General features: G+C 65.3%; 18 protein-coding genes. 9 read left to right on the top strand and 9 right to left on the bottom strand.

Annotated features, from left to right (window positions below; genetic code table 11):
* The coding region (locus A1351_RS01445; protein WP_064031975.1) for a hypothetical protein at positions 1-397 on the bottom strand (397 nt) is incomplete at its 3' end.
* Positions 398-964: 567 nt separating this feature from the next.
* Here A1351_RS01445 and A1351_RS01440 point away from each other — a divergent pair.
* Entirely contained in the window at positions 965-1,180 is a 216-nt protein-coding gene (locus A1351_RS01440; RefSeq protein ID WP_245267325.1) for a hypothetical protein, read from the top strand.
* Between the two features lie 9 nt (positions 1,181-1,189).
* Here A1351_RS01440 and dprA read toward each other — a convergent pair whose 3' ends face one another.
* Both dprA and plsY read right to left on the bottom strand, forming a co-directional pair.
* Positions 1,190-2,434: a DNA-processing protein DprA gene (dprA, locus tag A1351_RS01435; protein WP_024880152.1), complete on the bottom strand. Its 1,245-nt coding sequence runs from the start codon at positions 2,432-2,434 to the stop codon at positions 1,190-1,192.
* Positions 2,431-3,027, bottom strand: a complete 597-nt coding sequence (gene plsY / locus A1351_RS01430; protein WP_024880153.1) for a glycerol-3-phosphate 1-O-acyltransferase PlsY — start codon at positions 3,025-3,027, stop codon at positions 2,431-2,433. The genes dprA and plsY overlap by 4 nt, the downstream gene beginning before the upstream one ends.
* A gap of 193 nt (positions 3,028-3,220) precedes the next feature.
* Here plsY and A1351_RS01425 point away from each other — a divergent pair, with 193 nt between their 5' ends.
* From A1351_RS01425 to xth, 4 genes are all read left to right on the top strand, one after another.
* Positions 3,221-4,318 carry a helix-turn-helix transcriptional regulator gene (locus A1351_RS01425; protein WP_064031974.1) on the top strand — a complete coding sequence of 366 codons (1,098 nt, stop codon included), beginning with the start codon at positions 3,221-3,223 and terminating at the stop codon, positions 4,316-4,318.
* Between the two features lie 41 nt (positions 4,319-4,359).
* On the top strand, positions 4,360-5,721 hold the full coding sequence (locus tag A1351_RS01420; protein WP_064031973.1) for an HTH domain-containing protein: 1,362 nt from the start codon (positions 4,360-4,362) through the stop codon (positions 5,719-5,721).
* A 130-nt stretch (positions 5,722-5,851) separates the two neighbouring features.
* Entirely contained in the window at positions 5,852-6,931 is a 1,080-nt protein-coding gene (locus tag A1351_RS01415) for a YcjF family protein (protein ID WP_064031972.1), read from the top strand.
* Between the two features lie 42 nt (positions 6,932-6,973).
* Positions 6,974-7,774, top strand: a complete 801-nt coding sequence (gene xth, locus A1351_RS01410; RefSeq protein WP_064031971.1) for an exodeoxyribonuclease III — start codon at positions 6,974-6,976, stop codon at positions 7,772-7,774.
* A gap of 6 nt (positions 7,775-7,780) precedes the next feature.
* Here the strand turns inward: xth and A1351_RS01405 are convergent, their stop codons facing one another.
* Positions 7,781-8,299 carry a hypothetical protein gene (locus A1351_RS01405; protein WP_064031970.1) on the bottom strand — a complete coding sequence of 173 codons (519 nt, stop codon included), beginning with the start codon at positions 8,297-8,299 and terminating at the stop codon, positions 7,781-7,783.
* 347 nt (positions 8,300-8,646) lie between these two features.
* On the opposite strand from A1351_RS01405, the gene A1351_RS01400 reads away from it, so the two are divergent.
* Positions 8,647-9,297, top strand: coding sequence for a hypothetical protein (locus A1351_RS01400; protein ID WP_064031969.1), 651 nt, complete (start codon positions 8,647-8,649; stop codon positions 9,295-9,297).
* A 205-nt stretch (positions 9,298-9,502) separates the two neighbouring features.
* Entirely contained in the window at positions 9,503-10,102 is a 600-nt protein-coding gene (locus A1351_RS01395; RefSeq protein WP_036290886.1) for a superoxide dismutase, read from the top strand.
* A 231-nt stretch (positions 10,103-10,333) separates the two neighbouring features.
* On the opposite strand, the gene A1351_RS01390 is transcribed toward A1351_RS01395, so the two are convergent.
* Positions 10,334-11,536: a pyridoxal phosphate-dependent aminotransferase gene (locus A1351_RS01390; RefSeq protein ID WP_026598802.1), complete on the bottom strand. Its 1,203-nt coding sequence runs from the start codon at positions 11,534-11,536 to the stop codon at positions 10,334-10,336.
* Positions 11,537-11,713: 177 nt separating this feature from the next.
* Here A1351_RS01390 and A1351_RS01385 point away from each other — a divergent pair, with 177 nt between their 5' ends.
* Complete coding sequence (locus A1351_RS01385) at positions 11,714-12,949, top strand: glycosyltransferase family 87 protein (protein ID WP_064031968.1); 1,236 nt, start codon at positions 11,714-11,716, stop codon at positions 12,947-12,949.
* Between the two features lie 156 nt (positions 12,950-13,105).
* Entirely contained in the window at positions 13,106-13,351 is a 246-nt protein-coding gene (locus A1351_RS01380) for a hypothetical protein (RefSeq protein WP_024880165.1), read from the top strand.
* A 61-nt stretch (positions 13,352-13,412) separates the two neighbouring features.
* On the opposite strand, the gene A1351_RS01375 is transcribed toward A1351_RS01380, so the two are convergent.
* The 4 genes from A1351_RS01375 to A1351_RS01360 form a co-directional block, all read right to left on the bottom strand.
* Positions 13,413-14,015 (bottom strand): copper chaperone PCu(A)C, encoded by a 603-nt coding sequence (locus tag A1351_RS01375; protein WP_064031967.1) that lies wholly within the window; start codon positions 14,013-14,015, stop codon positions 13,413-13,415.
* Positions 14,016-14,146: 131 nt separating this feature from the next.
* Complete coding sequence (locus tag A1351_RS01370; RefSeq protein ID WP_064031966.1) at positions 14,147-16,090, bottom strand: c-type cytochrome; 1,944 nt, start codon at positions 16,088-16,090, stop codon at positions 14,147-14,149.
* 91 nt (positions 16,091-16,181) lie between these two features.
* Positions 16,182-16,547 carry a copper resistance CopC family protein gene (locus A1351_RS01365; protein ID WP_064031965.1) on the bottom strand — a complete coding sequence of 122 codons (366 nt, stop codon included), beginning with the start codon at positions 16,545-16,547 and terminating at the stop codon, positions 16,182-16,184.
* Positions 16,548-16,623: 76 nt separating this feature from the next.
* Positions 16,624-17,238, bottom strand: coding sequence for a hypothetical protein (locus A1351_RS01360; protein ID WP_024880169.1), 615 nt, complete (start codon positions 17,236-17,238; stop codon positions 16,624-16,626).
* Positions 17,239-17,582: the final 344 nt, after the last annotated feature.

Genomic DNA, 17,582 nt, shown 5'->3' with positions numbered 1-17,582 from the left:
CGGCGCCGGCGCCGATGATGCCCGGGCCGCCGCCGCCATAGCCATATCCATAGGAGGGATAGGCGTAGCTGGCCGCGACGACCGGCACGACGACAGCCGTCGCCACCGGAGCCGCGACATAGGCCGTGCGACGCTCATACATCGGATAGTAGGCGGTGCGGCGCTCGATGATGCGACGCACATAGACCGTGCGGTGCTCGATGCGACGCGGCGGGCAGTAATGGGCCGAGCGGCCCGCATGAATGCGACGATAATGGACCTCGTCCGTCGCCGCCGGAAGCGACACGGACGCCACATTCGCCATTCCGACCGGACCGGCCAGAGCGACGCCCGGCGCGGCGATGCCGATCACGGCGCCAGCGGCGCCCAGCAGAGACAACTTCACAACCTTGCTCATACCCAAGCCTCCTCGTGGCTCTCGCCCCCCCTTTCCCGCCGCCCGCAGCGGGCGACAGGAACCTTTCGTCACGGCGCGATCCGCGCCGGCGCAGACGTTCATTCAGTGACGGTAGACGCGACGGCGCAGACGACCAGATGCGCCGGGAGGAGCGCGATCGGTGAAGAGAAGCCAACGCACATATCAGTCCCCCAACTCATCGGTCGCTCAACTCGCGCCTCATTGAAAAATTCCCGATCACGCCGTCGCTCCGCTGAGAGAAGCGCGGCCCAGGTGAAGGGAAACTAAGGCGCGCTTACCGGCCGTCCAGACCATCGAGCGTCAAAAAAAACCCTCCGTTAACGCTCCCGCCGCGCCGGAGGGGCCTCGATATGAAAACTTTTAGTTGTATTGCGCCGCTTTGCGAGGGCGTCCGCCTTTGCCTCTAGAGGCATGGCGTTCAAGGCAAAAAATCCTGACGACATAGCTGCGGTCGCGTTGACAAGCTGTCGGCGACGAGGCATTTTACGACTGTAAGTTGAACATCTGAATCGCCGCCGCCATCCAATGCGCCGATGCGAGGAGCCGATGTCGAAGAGCGCAAAAGCAGCCCCCGCCGAGATGGACGCGCAAGAAGCATCGACGGCTTCTCTCGCCGTCTATATCGCGCAAATGGCGGGCGAGCTGGCGACGATGGCGGACCGGTCCGATCTCACCATGCTCGCCTATTTCCTCAATCTGGCGCGCGTCGAGGCCGAGACGAAATCACGTGAGCGCGCCGCCGACTCGCGCGGCCGCGCATAAAGCCTCAAATCAAGCCAGCGAGACGAGATTGGCGCCGTGGCGCGCGAGCCGCCCGGCGAGATCGAGTTCCAGCAGCGCGGCGTTGACCTCGCGCGCAGGGAGACCAGCGGCGCGCACGAGATCGTCGATGGCGACCGGCGCCGGCCCGAGCAGCGCCATGACGCGCGCGAGCGGATCGACCGTCTCCGCCTCTCGCGCCCGCGCGGCGACGATCGGCGCGATCTCCGGCTGCGGCGCGATGGGAGCGGCGCGCTCATGCATGAAATTCGGCGCCCGCTCCTGCAGCGAGAAGAGATCGTCCATCTCTTCCCAGAACGGCTCCTCCTTGGGCGCGCCCTCCCCTTCGCCGAAGAGATCGCCTTGCCTGCCGGCGCCGGCGGCGAGCGCGCGGGTGACATCGTCCGCCCCGGCGCAGAGAGTGGCGCCCTGGCGCAGGAGATCATTGGTTCCTTCGGCGCGCGGATCGAGCGGCGAGCCGGGAACGGCGAACACCTCGCGGCCCTGCTCCATGGCGAAGCGCGCGGTGATGAGCGAGCCGGAGCGGCGCGCCGCCTCCACGACCACGACGCCGCGCGACAGGCCCGAGACGATGCGATTGCGGCGGGGAAAATCGCGCCCGCGCGGCTCCCATTCGAGCGGCATTTCCGTGACCACCGCGCCGCCGCGCGCGATGATCTCCTCGATCAAGGGGCGATGCTCATTGGGATAGGGCCGCGCATGGCCGCCGGCGAGCACGGCTATGGTTCCCGCCGCGAGGCTGGCGCGATGGGCGGAGAGATCGACGCCGCGCGCGAGGCCCGAGACGATGACGTAATTTTCCCGCGCGAGGCCTTGCGCCAGACGCTCCGCAAAGGTGAGCCCCGCTGCAGACGCATTGCGCGAGCCGACGATGGCGACGCAAGGACGCGACAGAATTTCCGCCGAGCCGCGCAGCGCCAACAATGGCGGCGCCGCTTCTATCGCGCGCAGCGGCTGCGGATAATCGGCGTCGCCGAGCGAGACGAAGCGCACGCCGAGCTTCGCCGAGCGCTCCATCTCGGCGCGCACATCGTCCGGCTCGGCGATGCGGATCATGCGCCCATGGGCGGAACGCGCGAGCAGATCGGGAAGCGCCTCCAACGCCGCCTGCGCGCCGCCGAACCTGTTGACGAGCTGGCGAAAGGTGCGCGGCCCGACATTCTCCGAACGAATGAGCCGCAGCCAATGAAAGAGCTGCTCCTCCGTCAAGCGCGTCGCGGAGGAGGAAGCGCTCATGCCTTCTGCCCGATGCGGCTCTCATTGCCGGAGAGCAGGCGGCGAATATTGTCGCGATGCTTCCACCACAGCAGCGCCGCCATGGCCGCGAAGACGATGGCCTCACGGCCATGGCCGCTCGCCGCGAGAACGAGCGGCGAAGCGAGGCTCGCCGCCAGCGCGGACAGCGAGGAGTAGCGGAACAGAGCGGCCATCGACAGCCAGACGGCCGCGAAAGCGAGGCCCGCCGGCCAGCTGATTCCGAACAGCGCGCCCAAAAATGTCGCGACGCCCTTGCCGCCGCGAAAGCGCAGCCAGACAGGCGCGATATGGCCGATAAAGGCGGCCGCCGCAGCGATGACGGCGCCGTCCGGCGCGATCAGCGCGCCGATGAGCGCGGCGGCGACGCCTTTGAGCGCATCGAGCAGCAGAGTCGCAGCGGCGAGATCTTTACGCCCGGTGCGCAGAACATTGGTCGCGCCTATATTGCCGGAGCCGATCGAGCGAATGTCGGTGGTCCCCGCGAGCCGCGTCAGCAGCAGGCCGAAGGGGATCGAGCCGAGCAGATAGCCGACCGCCAGCGCGCCGAGTTCTGGAAAAGAAGAAAACGCCAAGGAGAAAGACCCGCGCCGCGCGGCCGGCGCCTTTCGCCGAACGCGGCGCGCAAACTAGTCGAGGCCGCCGCTCGCCGCAAGCCGAGCCAAAAGCGGCGCCGAAGCGCGAGACGCCGCGCGCTGGCGCGAAAGCTGCTTCGAAACGCGCCGAAGCTTTGTTTCTCATTTCGATACATTCATTTTCGAGCCGACCATGATCAATTTCGAAAGCCTCGTCGAGCTCATCTATCGCGCCGCCACCGATCCAGATCTCTGGCCGCTCGCGATGCATGAGCTGGCCGCCACGGCGGAAGCCGACGGCGGAATCATTCTCACGCGCCGAAGCGACGCCTGGGTCGGCTGGCGACATTCCCCCGCAATGGTCGGCGTCGACGATTATCTGCGGTCGCCGGCCGGCGCGCGCAGCCAGGCGCCGGTTCGACTGCTCGCCGCCGACCATGCGGGCTTCCTCGACGCCGAAACCGTGTTCACGCCGGAGGAATGGCTCGCCGATCCGGTGATGACGCATTGGGGAACGCCCAATGGGTTGCGCCACGCCGCCGCCACGGCCATGCCCATGCCCACGGGGGATTTCGTGGTGGTCCATATCAGCCGTCGCGTCGGCCAGCCGGCCTTCGCGGCCGCCGATATCGCCCGTCTCGACGCGTTTCGTCCGCATCTCGCGCGCGCCGGCTTTCTGGCGGCGCGCTGGCGGCTCGAGCGGCTGCGCGTCGCCACCGAGGCGCTGTCGCTGATCGGCCTCCCTGCAGCCGCTCTCGACTCGCGCGGCCGCGCCCTGGCCGCCAATTCGCTCATCGAGAAGATGACGCCTCATGTCAAATGGCTGCCCGACGACCGCGTCGCTCTCGCCGACTCCGCCGCCAATGGCATGCTGCGGCGCGCGCTCGCCGATGTGTCGAGCCTCGCTGCGACGACGGCGCGCTCCTTTCCGGCCCGCGGCCGCGACGGCGACGCCGCGGTCGTCCATCTCATTCCGATGGCGGGAGAATCGCGCGATCTATTCGACGGCGGATGCGCGCTTCTGGTGGTCGCGCCCGTCGCGCTCCGCCATGCGCCCGACGCCGCGGTGATCCGCGGCCTCTTCGATCTCACCGCCGCCGAGGCTTGCGTCGCCAGCGGAATCGTCTCGGGCCTGTCGCTGGAACAGATCGCCCGCCGTCAGGGCACGACGCCCGCGACCGTTCGCAGCCAGCTCAAGAGCGTGTTCGCCAAAACCGGCGTCGGCCGACAGTCCAGCCTCGTCGCGCTGCTGGCGAGCCAGCTCAAGCCGCCCTATCAGCGGAAAGAATAGAGCCGCGATCCGCTCCCCGTCCCGTGCTAGCTTCGCGACCCATGTCGCGCGCCGGCCGCCTCTTCGAACTCTTGCAGCTCCTGCGCGAGCGCCGACGCCCGGTCAGCGGCGCCGAGCTCGCGCGCGCGGCCGGCGTCTCCTTGCGCACGCTCTATCGCGACATCGCCGCGCTGCAGGCGATGGGCGCGGAGATCGAGGGCGAGCCCGGCGTCGGCTATGTCCTGCGGCCCGGCTTTCTGATGCCGCCGCTGATGTTTTCCGAGGAGGAGATCGAGGCGCTGGAGCTCGGCGCCAAATGGGTGGCGCAGCGCACCGACGACGGACTTTCGCGCGCCGCGCAGAGCGCGATGGCGAAAATATCCGCCGTTCTCCCGCAAGGTCGGTCGCGCACGTCGGACGACGCGCTGATCGTCGGCCCGCCTTGGTCGCGCGCGCATGTCGCCGAGCTGAAGCTGCTGCGTCGCGCGCTGCGCGAGGAGCGCAAGTTCGCCATCTCCTACGCCGACGGCAAGGGCGCGCGCACGCGGCGCGTCGTCTGGCCGGTGGCGCTCGGCTTTTTCGAATCCGCCCGCGTGCTCGTCGCCTGGTGCGAGCTGAGAGGCGATTTTCGCCATTTCCGCGCCGATCGCATAGAGGCGGCGGAAATGCTGGAGGAGCGCCCGCCGCGCCGACGCCAGACGCTGCAAAAGCAGTGGCGGCGCTCGATGCTGACAGAATCTGACAGCGTGTCGGCTTATGGACGTGTCGCGTCCCCGACCGCGAAAGGAGATTCCATGTCGAAGATCGTTTTCTACACCAATCCGCAATCGCGCGGCATGATCGTGCATTGGCTGCTCGAGGAGATCGGCGCGCCCTATTCCATCGAGATCGAGGACTATGGGACCACGATCAAATCGCCCGAGTACCTCGCCATCAACCCTATGGGCAAGGTGCCGGCGATCCGCCATGGCGACAAGGTGGTGACGGAAGCCGCGGCCATTTGCGCCTATCTCGCCGACGCCTTTCCGCAGGCCGGCCTCGCGCCGCCGACGGCCGAGCGCAGCGCCTATTATCGCTGGCTGTTCTTCGCCGCCGGCTGCGTGGAGCCGGCGATGAGCAATCATTCCGTCGGCTGGGACCCGGCCGCGGACAGGCAGCGGAGCTTCGGCTACGGCTCCTACGCCGCCGTGATGGACACTCTGGCGAAAGCGCTGGCGGGGCGGCGCTACATCGCCGGCGATGCCTTCAGCGCGGCCGATGTCTATCTCGGCTCGATGATCGGCTTCGGCATGCGCTTCGGCGTGCTGGAGAAGCGGCCGGAGTTCGAGGCCTATTGGGCCGGCCTGGAGAATCGCCCGGCGCGGCTGCGCGCCCTCGAGCACAATGAGAAGCTCGCCGCGCGGCAGGCCTGGGCGCCGGCCTGAGCCGGGGCGGGACGGCCCCGCCCCCGATGATTTCTGTCGAGAGCTCGGCGCAGGCGGCAATTTTTACGGGCGGAGCGGTTGGCCATGCGCTAGAAAGCTGCGGGGCGAAAGCGCCATCGAAGCGACAGAGATGACGGAACCAGAACGCAGACCGCGCCCGCGCGCCTTCCGCCTCGACGGCGAGCAGATCGTTCCCCCCAAGAGCGCGAAGCCGCTGGAGGCGGAACGATCCCAGCCCAGCGTCTTCGAGGCGCAGATCGACGTCTTCGCGCTCGAGGCCGAGGCGGCGCCGCGCGGTTTCGTCGAGGAGGAGAAGGCGATCGAGGCCGCGCAGAAGCGCGGCGTGCTGCGCAGCATGCTGGTCTCCTGGGGCGGATTGTTCATCTCGGCCGTGGCGGGGCTGCTGTCGCTGGCCGGCGGCATGTGGCTCACCAATCTGGTCGAGGATCTCTTCGCGCATTCGGCCATGCTTGGAACTGTCGGGCTCGCGCTCGCCGGCCTGGCGCTCGTCGCCGCCGCGGCGATGCTGACCAAGGAGATCGCCGCCATCGCGCGGCAGAATCGCATCGCCAAGCTGCATATCGCCCTCGCCGATGCGCGGCTGCGCGACGACATCAAAGCCGCGCGCGAGCATGTGAAGGAGCTGTGCAAGCTCTATGAGGACCGCCCCGAAACCGGCCGGGCGCGCGCGCTGGTGCTGGAATTCTCGCAGCAGATCATCGACGGGCGCGATCTCGTCGATCTCGCCGAGCGCCATCTCGCGCATCCGCTGGACGCGCAGGCGCGGCGCGAGATCGCCGACGCCTCCAAGCGCGTCTCCATCGTCACCACGGTCAGCCCACGCGCGCTGCTCGACGTGCTGTTCGTCGCTGCGCAGGCGATAAGGCTGATGCGCCGCATCGCCGAAATCTATGGCGGACGGCCGGGAATGCTGGGCTTCTTCAAGCTCGCGCGCTCGGTCGGCGCGCATCTCGCCATCACCGGCGGGCTCGCCATCGGCGATTCGCTGCTGCAGCAGGTGGTCGGCCATGGCATCGCCGCCAAGCTCTCCGCCAAGCTCGGCGAGGGCGTGCTCAACGGTCTATTGACCGCGCGCGTCGGCCTCTCGGCCATGGCGGTCTGCCGGCCCATGCCCTTCAGCGCCGAAAAGCCGCCCGGCGTCGCCGATGTGGCGCCTTTCTTGTTCGGCGACCGCAGCAGCGGCGGCTGACGATATGGCGGCGCGGATTTTCCCTCTCGAGAAGACAAACGGATGAAGATCACCACCTGGAACATCAATTCCGTGCGCCTGCGCATGCCGATCGTCGCGCAATTCTTGAAGGAGCACGCGCCGGACGTCATCTGCCTGCAGGAGACCAAGTGCCGCAACGCCGAATTTCCCTATTCGGATTTTCGCGCGCTCGGCTATGAGCATTTCGCCATCAATGGCCAGAAGGGCTATCACGGCGTCGCCATCGTCTCGAAACAGCCGCTGGAGCTGCTGGAGACGCGCGATTTCTGCGAGAAAGGCGACGCGCGCCATGTGTCGGTCGGCGTCCCCAATGGCGGAGCGCCGGTCACGATCCATAATTTCTACGTGCCGGCCGGCGGCGACGAGCCCAATCGCGAGATCAATCCGAAATTCGCCCATAAGCTCGATTTTCTGGACGAGATGGCGGAATGGATTCAGCGCGACCGCGTGACGGACGGCCGCGTCGTGCTGGTCGGCGACCTCAATATCGCGCCGCTGGAGCAGGACGTCTGGAGCCATAAGGCGCTGCTCCAAGTGGTGAGCCACACGGCCATAGAGGTGGAGAAGCTCGGCCGCGTGGTCGAGGCCGGGCGCTGGATCGACACCATGCGCCGCTTCGTGCCCAAGGAGGAGAAGCTCTATACGTGGTGGAGCTATCGCGCCTCGGATTGGGAGAAATCCGACCGCGGCCGCCGGCTCGATCACATTTGGGCGAGCGAGGCGCTCTCCGGCGCGCTCGAGCAGATGCATGTGCTGCGCGAGGCGCGCAATTGGACGCGCCCCTCCGACCATGTGCCGGTGACGATCTCACTGGCGGTCTAAGACGCGTCAGGCGTTGACCTGCGCTCGCAGCTCCGAGAGCGAGGAGAAGCGCCGCACGCGGCCCTCGCCGCGAATCTCGACCGAGCCGTCGGAAAACATCACATAGAGCGCGCCGCCATTCTCATAGCGGTCGACCTCGACCGGCTCCGCCTCGACATAGCGCTTGGGCGCATAGGCCTCGAAGCCAGGCGGCGGCGCCATGGCGGTCGGCGGGGCCATCGCCGGCGGCGGCTCCATCTCCGGCGCGGGGGCCGGCTGAGAAGTCACGGGCGCCGGCGCGATGCGCGCCGCCTGCGGAGCGAATGTCGCGAGCGCATGGTCGAGACGCGACAGAGCGGCGACGATCGCCAAAGTCACCACGCCGCCCGAGAGAGCCACCGCGCCCGAGATGAACAGGCTCCAGCCGCGCTCGATCTGGATCTTGTCCCAGCCTTCGAACATCGCCGCCACGCCCCAAGTCGTGAGCGCGACGCCGAGCCCCAAGACGCCCCAACGCGTCAGCCGAAAGAACCAGACGCTCCGCATGTTCCGCCTCTTCCTCTCGCATGGCGACCGTGCAACCGGCGACGAGATCACGCGCGAGAATCGTCGCCCGCCATCTGTTAGCACGCCCGCTCGCGGGTCGCGCCGACGGTTTTCGCCAAGCATTCCATGCACGCATTCCGCGCGAGAATTCCGGCGCGAGTGTGGAGAAACGCCGCACGCGCCGTGACCGGCTCCCAAAGATGATATTCAACCCTTTAGAAAACAATATTTCTGCGTCGTAACGTCACATGGAATTCGGTGACGCCGATACAGACATCAATAATGGAGACCAATGTCTCCAGGAGGAAAGTCGGCAACGATCCGCCTATCTCAGGGGAGTCGAAACCATGGATACGCGCTCATCGAGGCGTAATATATTCGCACTGAGCTTTCTATTCGCTTTGGCGACAGCGGGTTCTGCTTTCGCGCATGGCGGGGTAAAGCTCGAGCAGGACGAATGCGTGACGACAGTTGGTCCGGTGAAGGTGCATTTCATCGGCTATCAGCGAAAAGGCGAGCCGGAGGAGTTCTGCGACGACATCGCCCGGACCGGCCCGACGGTGATCGCGCTCACGGCCATTGATTCCGGTCGCCAGCCGGATTCCTACATGGCCCAGAATCGGGAGGCCGCTGCGCCTGCCGGCCCGGCCGTGGATGTACGCGACATCGCCATTGGCGTGCGCATCGTCAAGGACGGAAGCGACGCCGCGGCGCCGGAGTTCTACGCGCCGCCGAAGATTCATAACAACGCCACCATGACCTTCGAGCATGACTTCAAGGAGGCGGGAAATTATGTGGCCATCATCACCGTCGCCGATCGCGACGGGCATGAGTGGAGCTCGCGCTTTCCCTTCCGCGTCGGCGTGCTCAGCCTGTGGAACACGATCGAATATGTCCTCTACGGGATCGGCTTCCTCGGACTGACCGCCGGTCTGTGGCTGGTGGCTTGGCGGCGCGGAGCGCAGCCGGAGCAGACCGCCCTCCATCAGGCGGAGTGACCACAGCTTGCAGGCGAAACGACCACAGCCCGTCCGATCGAAGATCGGGCGGGCTTTTTTCGCGCCCGGAATGCGCTTGTCGTCCGAGCTTTGCACGAAAATTGTTAGACTGCGGTCGTGCGAGATTGCTTGGAGCCCTGCCGGGTTCTAGGTAGAGGCGAGCGGAGAATGCTGCGCTCGCGAACCCAAGTCAGGAGCAAGGATTATGACCTTCACCCTTCCCGACCTTCCCTACGCCTATGATGCGCTGCAGCCCTATTTGTCGAAGGAATCCTTCGAGTATCATCACGACAAGCATCATGCGACCTATGTCACCAACGCCAATAATCTGATCAAAGGCACCGAGTTCGAGGGCAAGCCGATCGAGGAGATCATCGTCGCCTCCTACGGCAAGAACGTGCCGATCTTCAACAATGTGGCGCAGATCTACAACCACTCCGAATATTGGAAGTGGCTGAAGCCCAATGGCGGCGGCGCGATTCCCGCCAAGGTCGAGAAGGCGATCGTCGAGTCCTTCGGCTCGGTCGACAAGTTCAAGGAAGAGTTCCAGACCCAGGGTCTCGGCCAGTTCGGCTCGGGCTGGGTGTGGCTCGAGATCAAGGACGGCAAGCTCGCCGTGCGCAAGACCCCGAACGCCGAGAACCCGCTGGTGTTCGGCGCCAAGCCGCTGCTGGTCGCCGATGTGTGGGAGCACGCCTATTACATCGACTACCGCAATCGCCGCGCCGACTTCCTCAAGGCCTTCCTCGAGCATCTCGTGAACTGGGAATATGTCGAGGAGCTCTACGAGGCCGCGACGAAGTAAGACAGTTTCATACGGCGGCGGCGCGATGCGTCGCCGCCGTCAAATAATCTTCTCACTGTCCTCTCGTCGAGAAGTTCAGTGCGCGCGCGGCAAATGCCAAAGCGCCACGAGGATGATTGCGGTCGCGAAGATCGTCAGGCCGCCGAGCCTCGCGGTCACGCGCAATTCGAACGCGCGAAGGTCGGAGCGCAGGATCGATAGGTCGCGCTCGCGATTTGTCGCCTCGGCCATTTACGTCAAGCTCGCGCAGAACCTCTGAATTTTCGTGCAGGCGTCCTCGAGCGTCGCATTGGACGCCGCATAGGAGACGCGGAAATTCGGTCCCGTGCCGAAGGCCGAGCCCTGCACCACGGCGACGCCCTCCGCCTCCAGCAGAGCGGTGACGAAATCGACGTCGCTCGCGATCACCTTGCCCTCCGGCGTCTTGCGGCCGATCGCCTCCTTGCAGGAGGGGAAGACATAGAAGGCGCCCTCGGGCGACGGGCATTGCAGATATTTCGCCTGGCCGAGCATGGAGACGACGAGATCGCGCCGCTCCTGGAACGCTTTGCGGAACACGGCGAGATGATCCTGCGGACCTTCCAGCGCCGCGAGCGCCGCCCATTGCGCGATTGAGCAGGCGCCGGAGGTCTGCTGGCCCTGCAGCATATCCATCGCCTTGATGAGCGGCGCCGGGCCGGCGGCGAAGCCGATGCGCCAGCCGGTCATCGCATAGGCTTTGGAGACGCCGTTCATCGTCAGCGTGCGGTCGAACAGGCCGGGCTCGACCTGCGCGATGGTGGCGAATTTGAAATCGCCATAGACGAGATGTTCATAGATGTCGTCGGTGAGAATATGCACCTGCGGATGGCGCAGCAGCACTTCGGCGACTTGGCTGAGCTCGTCATGCGTATAGGCCGCGCCGGACGGGTTGGAGGGCGAGTTCAGCACCAGCCATTTGGTGCGCGGCGTAATGGCGCGCTCGAGGTCCGCCGCCTGCAGCTTGAAGCCATGCTCCATCGTCGTGTCGACGAAGACAGTGGTTCCGCCGCAAATGGCGACCATCTCCGGATAGCTGACCCAATAGGGCGCCGGGACGATCACCTCGTCGCCGGGATTGATCGTCGCCAGAAAGGCGTTGAAGAGGATGTGCTTGCCGCCGGTGGCGACGATGACGTCCGAGGCCTTGTAGTCGAGGCCGTTCTCGCGCTTGAACTTCTTGGCCACCGCCTCGCGCAGCTGCGGAATGCCGAGCACCGGCGGATAGCGCGTCTCGCCGCGGCGGATCGCCTCGACGGCGGCGTCGCAAATATGCGTCGGCGTGTCGAAGTCCGGCTCGCCAACCGAGAGCGAGATGACCTCCCTGCCCTGCGCTTTGAGGTCACGCGCCTTCTGCGTCACGGCGATCGTGGCGGAAGGTTTCACGCGTGACAAAGCGTCGGCGATGAAGGCCATTTGGGGAGCTCCTCTGGGCATGTGTGCGGTGCACAATCAGATCGAAGATAGACGCGGCGGACGTGCGGGGCAATCGAAAATCAGCCCGCCGCCCCCGCGTCGAAACGAAGCGCTTAACCTCTCCTCCGTAGAATTGCGACGCTCGGCTTCACCTCGAGCCGTGGAGAGGCGCGGAACATGTGGGAAAAGCTGCGCAGCGGCGATTGGCTCGACGAAGAGCGTCTGCGCGTCTATCCGGCGATGCTGCTGCTGCTCTCGGTCGGCTGCGTCGCCGCCGTGCTGATGACGGCGCAGGGCCGCTTCGACGCCAATGGCCATCCGCTGGGCACGGATTTCAGCCAAGTGTGGGTCGCCGGCCGCGAGACCTTGCGCGGCCATCCGGAACAGCCCTTTGATCTTGCCCGCCACATCGCCGAGCAGCGCGCCGAATTCGGCGCCGGCAGCGACGTCTATGGCTGGCATTACCCGCCCTATTTCCTCGCGCCGGCGACGGCGCTCGCACATCTTCCCTATCTCGAAGCGCTCGCCGTCTGGCAGATGACGACGCTCGCCCTCTATCTCGTCGCCGTGCTCGCGCTCATGCATGGCGGCGCGGCGCCCCCCGGGCGCGTCGCGCTGCTCGCGCTCGCCTTTCCGGCGACGCTCGTCAATCTCGGCCATGGGCAGAACGGCTTTTTGACCGCGGCCCTGCTCGGCTTCGGCTTTCTGGCGCTGCCGCGCCGGCCGGCGCTCGCCGGCCTCTGCTTCGCGCTGCTCGCCTATAAGCCGCAATTCGCGCTCGCGCTGCCGGTCGCGCTCATCGTCGGCGGCCATTGGCGCGCGCTCGCTTCGGCCGCCGCCTCGCTCCTCGTGATGACGCTCGCCAGCCTCTTCTTCTTCGGCCCAGAAAGCTGGATCGCCTTTGTTCAGAATCTCGACGTCACGCGCGATCTCGTCGTCGAACGCGGCGCGGCCGGCTTTCCGAAAATCCAGAGCGTCTTCGCAGCGGCGCGCCTGCTCGGCGCCGATATAGCGACGGCCTATGCCGCGCAGACTCTGGCCACGGCGACGACTCTCGCCGCGCTCGTCTGGCTGTGGCGCAGCGGCGCCGATTATCGCGCCAAGGCCGCCGGCGCGATCGTCGCGACATTCCTCACGACGCCCTATTGTCTCGACTACGATATGACGGCGCTCGCGCCCGCCTTCGCGCTGCTCGTCTCCTTTGGGCTCGAACGCGGCTTCGGTCCCTATATGAAAAGCGCTCTCACCGCGGCTTTCATCATTCCGCTCGCGGCGCGCCCCGTGGCAACGGCGACGTCTCTGCCTCTCGGCGCGATCACAATGGCCGCATTGTTCGCGATAATTCTGTCAAATTCGCGCGAGGCATGTTTTCGCCACGCAGGCGCCACTGCGTCGCTACGATCGACGGCCTGACGACCACAAAAAATTCATCTCGCGAAAAAAACCGGCGCCCGCTGCTCGAGGCGTGAAACTTTTTGGCCGGCGCCGCCGTTTATCATTCGCCGAGCGATCGTGGGAGCGGTCGCGACGCGTCGGACGTTCGGGGGAGCGTCCCGGAGAGGGTGCGTCATGTCGTTGGTGGATAAGTTCGAAAACCGCATGGAGCCGGCTTTTACGCATAGCTTCGATCCGGAATCGGCGCGGCGTCAATTCAGGGTTTCTCTTTTCCTGGTCGCGGCAATGGCGCTCGCCGCCTTTATCCTGGGCTTCGCTCTGCCGCTCAACGCCCCACGCAGCTCGCCGCCGACGCCCGCCGTCTCCTCCGACGCGAGCGATTTTTCCGGTCGCCTTCTCTCTTTGGATTCGGCCGACTGAGCATAAAGAAGCGCGGCCCGGCAATGGCCGAACCGCGCGTCAGACGTCTACGTCTCCAGGGTCACTTCATATCCATGGACTTGTGATCGTGATGGTCGTGATGGTCGTGGTGGTGCTCTTCAGCGCCGCCGGCCGGAGACGTCGTGCCGCCTTCCGGATGTGCCTTTTCCCATCGCTGCATCGCCTCGGCGTCATGCGCATGCTTGGCGTCGGGCGCATCGACCGCCGCGTCGACCGTCACTTCACCCGCCTTCTCGAAGACGAGAACGAGTTCCATGCCCCAGCCGACGGGGTTGATCTTCTTGACCTCGGCGAGCACGACATGCGCGCCTTCGGGCGAGAGCGTCGTCGTCTTATTGGCCGCGATGGCGATGCCGCCTTCCGCGATGGTGTGCTTGGCGTCGGCGTGCAAGGTAACCTTGCCGACGTTCGGCGATTTCACCGCAATGAGCTTGTCGGCGCCGCCCTTATTGTGGACGAATGCGTAGAAATAGGCAGTGGTCTCGCCGTCCTTGGGCGCACGCACCCAGGGATGCTCGATCGTCAGCTTGCCGAGCTCATATTCATGAGCCTGCGCCGCGCGCATCGGAGCCAAAACGCCGCACGCCGCGCCGCCCAATAGAGCGCCGCCAGCCGCCAACAGATCACGCCGCTTGATCATCATGTGCGTTCTCCCTTACTTGCCCGACGAAAGCTCGTCGGCTGCATTCGTCGCTCTTTTCTCGGCGAGGCTCTCGCGGCCCCGTTCCGCCGCATCGCGACCATGCGACGAATTGCGCGCAACTCCTTCGCCGCTCAGTGCTGATGCGGCGAGACATAGACGATCGGCTCTTTCGCGGTCAGCGTGATCTGCGCCTTCAGCAGCGAGACCGCGCCGTCGTCGGTCCCGAAATGGCGGAAGCGGGCTCGAACATAGCCGGAGCGATCGATCAGAAAATGACCTTCCGGAATCTCATTGATGACCGGCTCGTCGAGATAATGATTGATGAGAGAATAAGTGAGCTCTGTGGCGTCTGGATGGCTCGGCGTCAGCGCGCTCGGATCATTCGGGCATTCGCCGAAATAATCGGTGACATGATGCGCGCCCATCGCCTTCACCGTCTCGGCGGCGACTTTCAGACTCGCGACACGATCGGCGAAATCCACATCCTCCGGCTTGCACCGCGCGAAGGAGACGAGCGTCGGCACGCCGCGCAGCTTCTCGAGGTCGTCGATCTCGCCCTTGGGATCGTCCAGCGCGAAATTGGGCGCGACGAGCCAAGGGATGACGCCCTTGGGACTCAGGAAGCGCGACTGGTTGGAATTCGACAGAACGGTGAGAAAATTGATGAGGTCCCAGCGCTCGTCCTCGGTGACCGCATCGCCGAAGGCCGGCATGACGCCGCTCTGTCCGCCATAGGTCAGCCAATGGAAAATATCGCCGAGCGTATGCGTCGCGACATGCGGCGCGGTGAGATCGGCGGGCGCCACGCGCAGACCCTTGGCCATGGGTCCATTGCCCTCGCCGGTGACGCCGTGACAGGCGATGCAATTGGCCTGGAAGGTCTCATAGCCGCGCTTCACCGATGCCGCCGTGTAAGCGATGGGCGGGTCGGTATAGGTCTCTGGATAGGCCTGCACCGACAGTGAGACCGTGCCGCAGACCACCGCCGCCAGCGCCAGCGCCGAGGTCGAATATTTTCGCCAATCGCGGAGCTGCGGCAAAGGCGTGAGCCCCACGGCCGCGACGAGCGCCGGCCCGAACCACGCGAGGCCGGCGACGACCGCCAGCGCCGCTCCGGCGACGCCCCATTGCCAAGTGGGATCGATCCAGGGCGTGACCTTGAGGCCCCATGTGCCGGCCCAAGTCACGCGGAAAGGAAGCGGCCAATAGACGTTCGTCTCATGCGCCGCCGGCGTGATGGTGGCGATCCAGCCTGCGATGAACAAAAGGCCGAGCGCGCACGCGCCCTCGATGCCGCCGATCTTGCTGTACCAGGCGAAATCGAAGCCCTTCTTGGACTCGGCGAGCGTCAGATAGCGCGCGAGCGAGAGAGCGAGCAGCAGCGCTGCGCAGAGCAGAGCCAATTTGACTGTGAGCAGTCGTCCGTAGGGCGTCGCCAGCATGAAGCCGAAGCTGCCGACCGTCTCCCATGCCAGGATGAGGCCGCTGATCAGCACGATCAGCATCGCGCCCTTGGCGATCATCGACCAGCGCTCGGCGAGACGCCAGGCGACCTCCGGCGGCTTTCCGCGGCCGGTGAACATCCAGTAGACGAGGCCGAGCAGGCCGCCGATCCAGGTGAGGCCCGCCAGTGTGTGGAAGGGGAAGCTCAGCTGCGTGTAGATCGGCAGGCTGTCGTCCACCGCATGGCCAGTGACAGACACGACCGCGAGCACGGCGAGCCCGAGCGCGAGCGTCGCGCGATCGAGCCAGAGATTGGAGATCCGCAGGCGCACCAGCGTCGCGACAGTGAAGACCGCCGCGAGAATCTGCGTCGCCACCCAGGCCTTTCCGATCACCGTGCCGGAAATGAACTGCAGCAGCGCGTCGGCATCGACCGGACGGCCGGCGGGGATGATGGCGCGCGCCGTCGCCACGATGAGGCCGAAGCCGAACAGCAGGCGCAGGACCGCGGCGCCCGCGATCGCTTTTTTGAAGCGCTCGCCGTCCTCCTCTACGAGGCGCGGCAGCAGCAATAGTCCGACGGCGAGAGCGGAAAGAACGCTCTCCACGAAGCGAAGCGTCGCCAATTCCATTGATTTCGACTTCCGTTACGCTCGCGAGCACGGCGCGGCGCCCCGCCGATCGGCGCCGCCCGACATTTTTTAAAGCTGCTCTGAGCCAGACTTAGTGAGCGTCCACCGTGAACTCGTATTTCCCCTCGACGATGTGGCCATCCGAGGAGAGAACGCGATATTTCACGACATATTTGCCCGCCGCCAGATCTGGCGCGTCGAGCGTCAGCTCGCGCGGCTTGTCGGGCGCGCCCTTCGCGCCTTCGACGACGGTCTTGCCATTGGCGTCGAGGATCGCGATCGTCGAATAATTGGGCTCGACGCCGCCGCCGAAGCGCAGCTTCACGAGCTTCGGCGAAGCGGCGACGTGATCCTTCGCCGACGGAGAAGCGTCGACCAGAAAGGAATGAGCGAAGGCCGCGCCGGCGCTCATGCATAGAAATGCCGCCACGAGGCCGGCTCCGAACGTCGTCTTCATCGTCGCTCCTCCCATATTATTTGCTTTTCGTATCATGATCTGGTCGGTCGGCCGCATCCGTTCAAGACGGTCGCGTTCACGACGACTTCAGCGCATCAGCAGGATCGGCAGCCTTCGGCTTGGTGTGGCTATGGCGCCAATAAGCGCCGACCATCAGCGCGATCAGCACGACGCCGAGCGCCTGCGGCACGAAGGACCACAGCGTCTGGCCGACCATGAATTTGAACTGCTGGGTCTCTTTCTCGCCATTCGCTCGGGTGAGCGTCACATAGCCGATGAAATGACCCTTTTCGGTGAATTTGTGCTCGAAATTGAAGGTGCCGGTCCTGTAGAGCTTCGGCGGCAGATGAATGATGGTGAGCGGCTCGAGATCCGTATTGGCCGAGATCGGCGTCAGCGGATCGCGAATGATGCGCAGCTCGAGCGGCAGATCGCGAAAATCCGGATTGGCGATATCGAAAGTGAAGATGATCCGGCCGACGATGGGAATATGGTCGCAATATTGATCGCGTGCGCCTTCGGCCTCATAGGCCGTGATGTGGATCATGTCATAGCCGAACATGACCATGCACATATTGTCCATGACCATCGCTTCCGGTCCGTCGCCGCCGGCGCGAGCCGGAGTAGCGGCAAAGGACGCGAAGAACAGCGCAAGCGCCAATAGACACGGTCTCACGGATCGGACGATCATCGCTTTCCTTCCTCCCGACCACGCGCGCCTCTAGGGTCGCCGCGTCGTCTTTTTTTTGCTTCGAGCTTCGAGAGAGCGAGATCGCCTCGCCCTCGCTTGTCCCGATTTTTCTTAGTGCAAAAAGGAATCGATTTGAAATCGCTATTTCGTCGACTTGCCGCAGCCCAGCTCATTCGTGCGAGACCGCCGCCAGAGTGAGACTCTATGGATAAATTCTATGCGCGTTCGGGCGCGGACGCGACAATTTCTCCTGCGTCCAAACGCCGCATATATCGCATTGCGATATAAATGCTGCGTTCTTGCTCCGGGACACGAAGCGCCCGAAGCGCAAAAAGAAACCGGCC

This window comes from Methylosinus sp. R-45379 (assembly GCF_001644125.1).
Classification (GTDB): domain Bacteria; phylum Pseudomonadota; class Alphaproteobacteria; order Rhizobiales; family Beijerinckiaceae; genus Methylosinus.
Note: the sequence above shows the minus strand (reverse complement) of the source record. Positions and strands in the feature narration are given on the sequence as shown.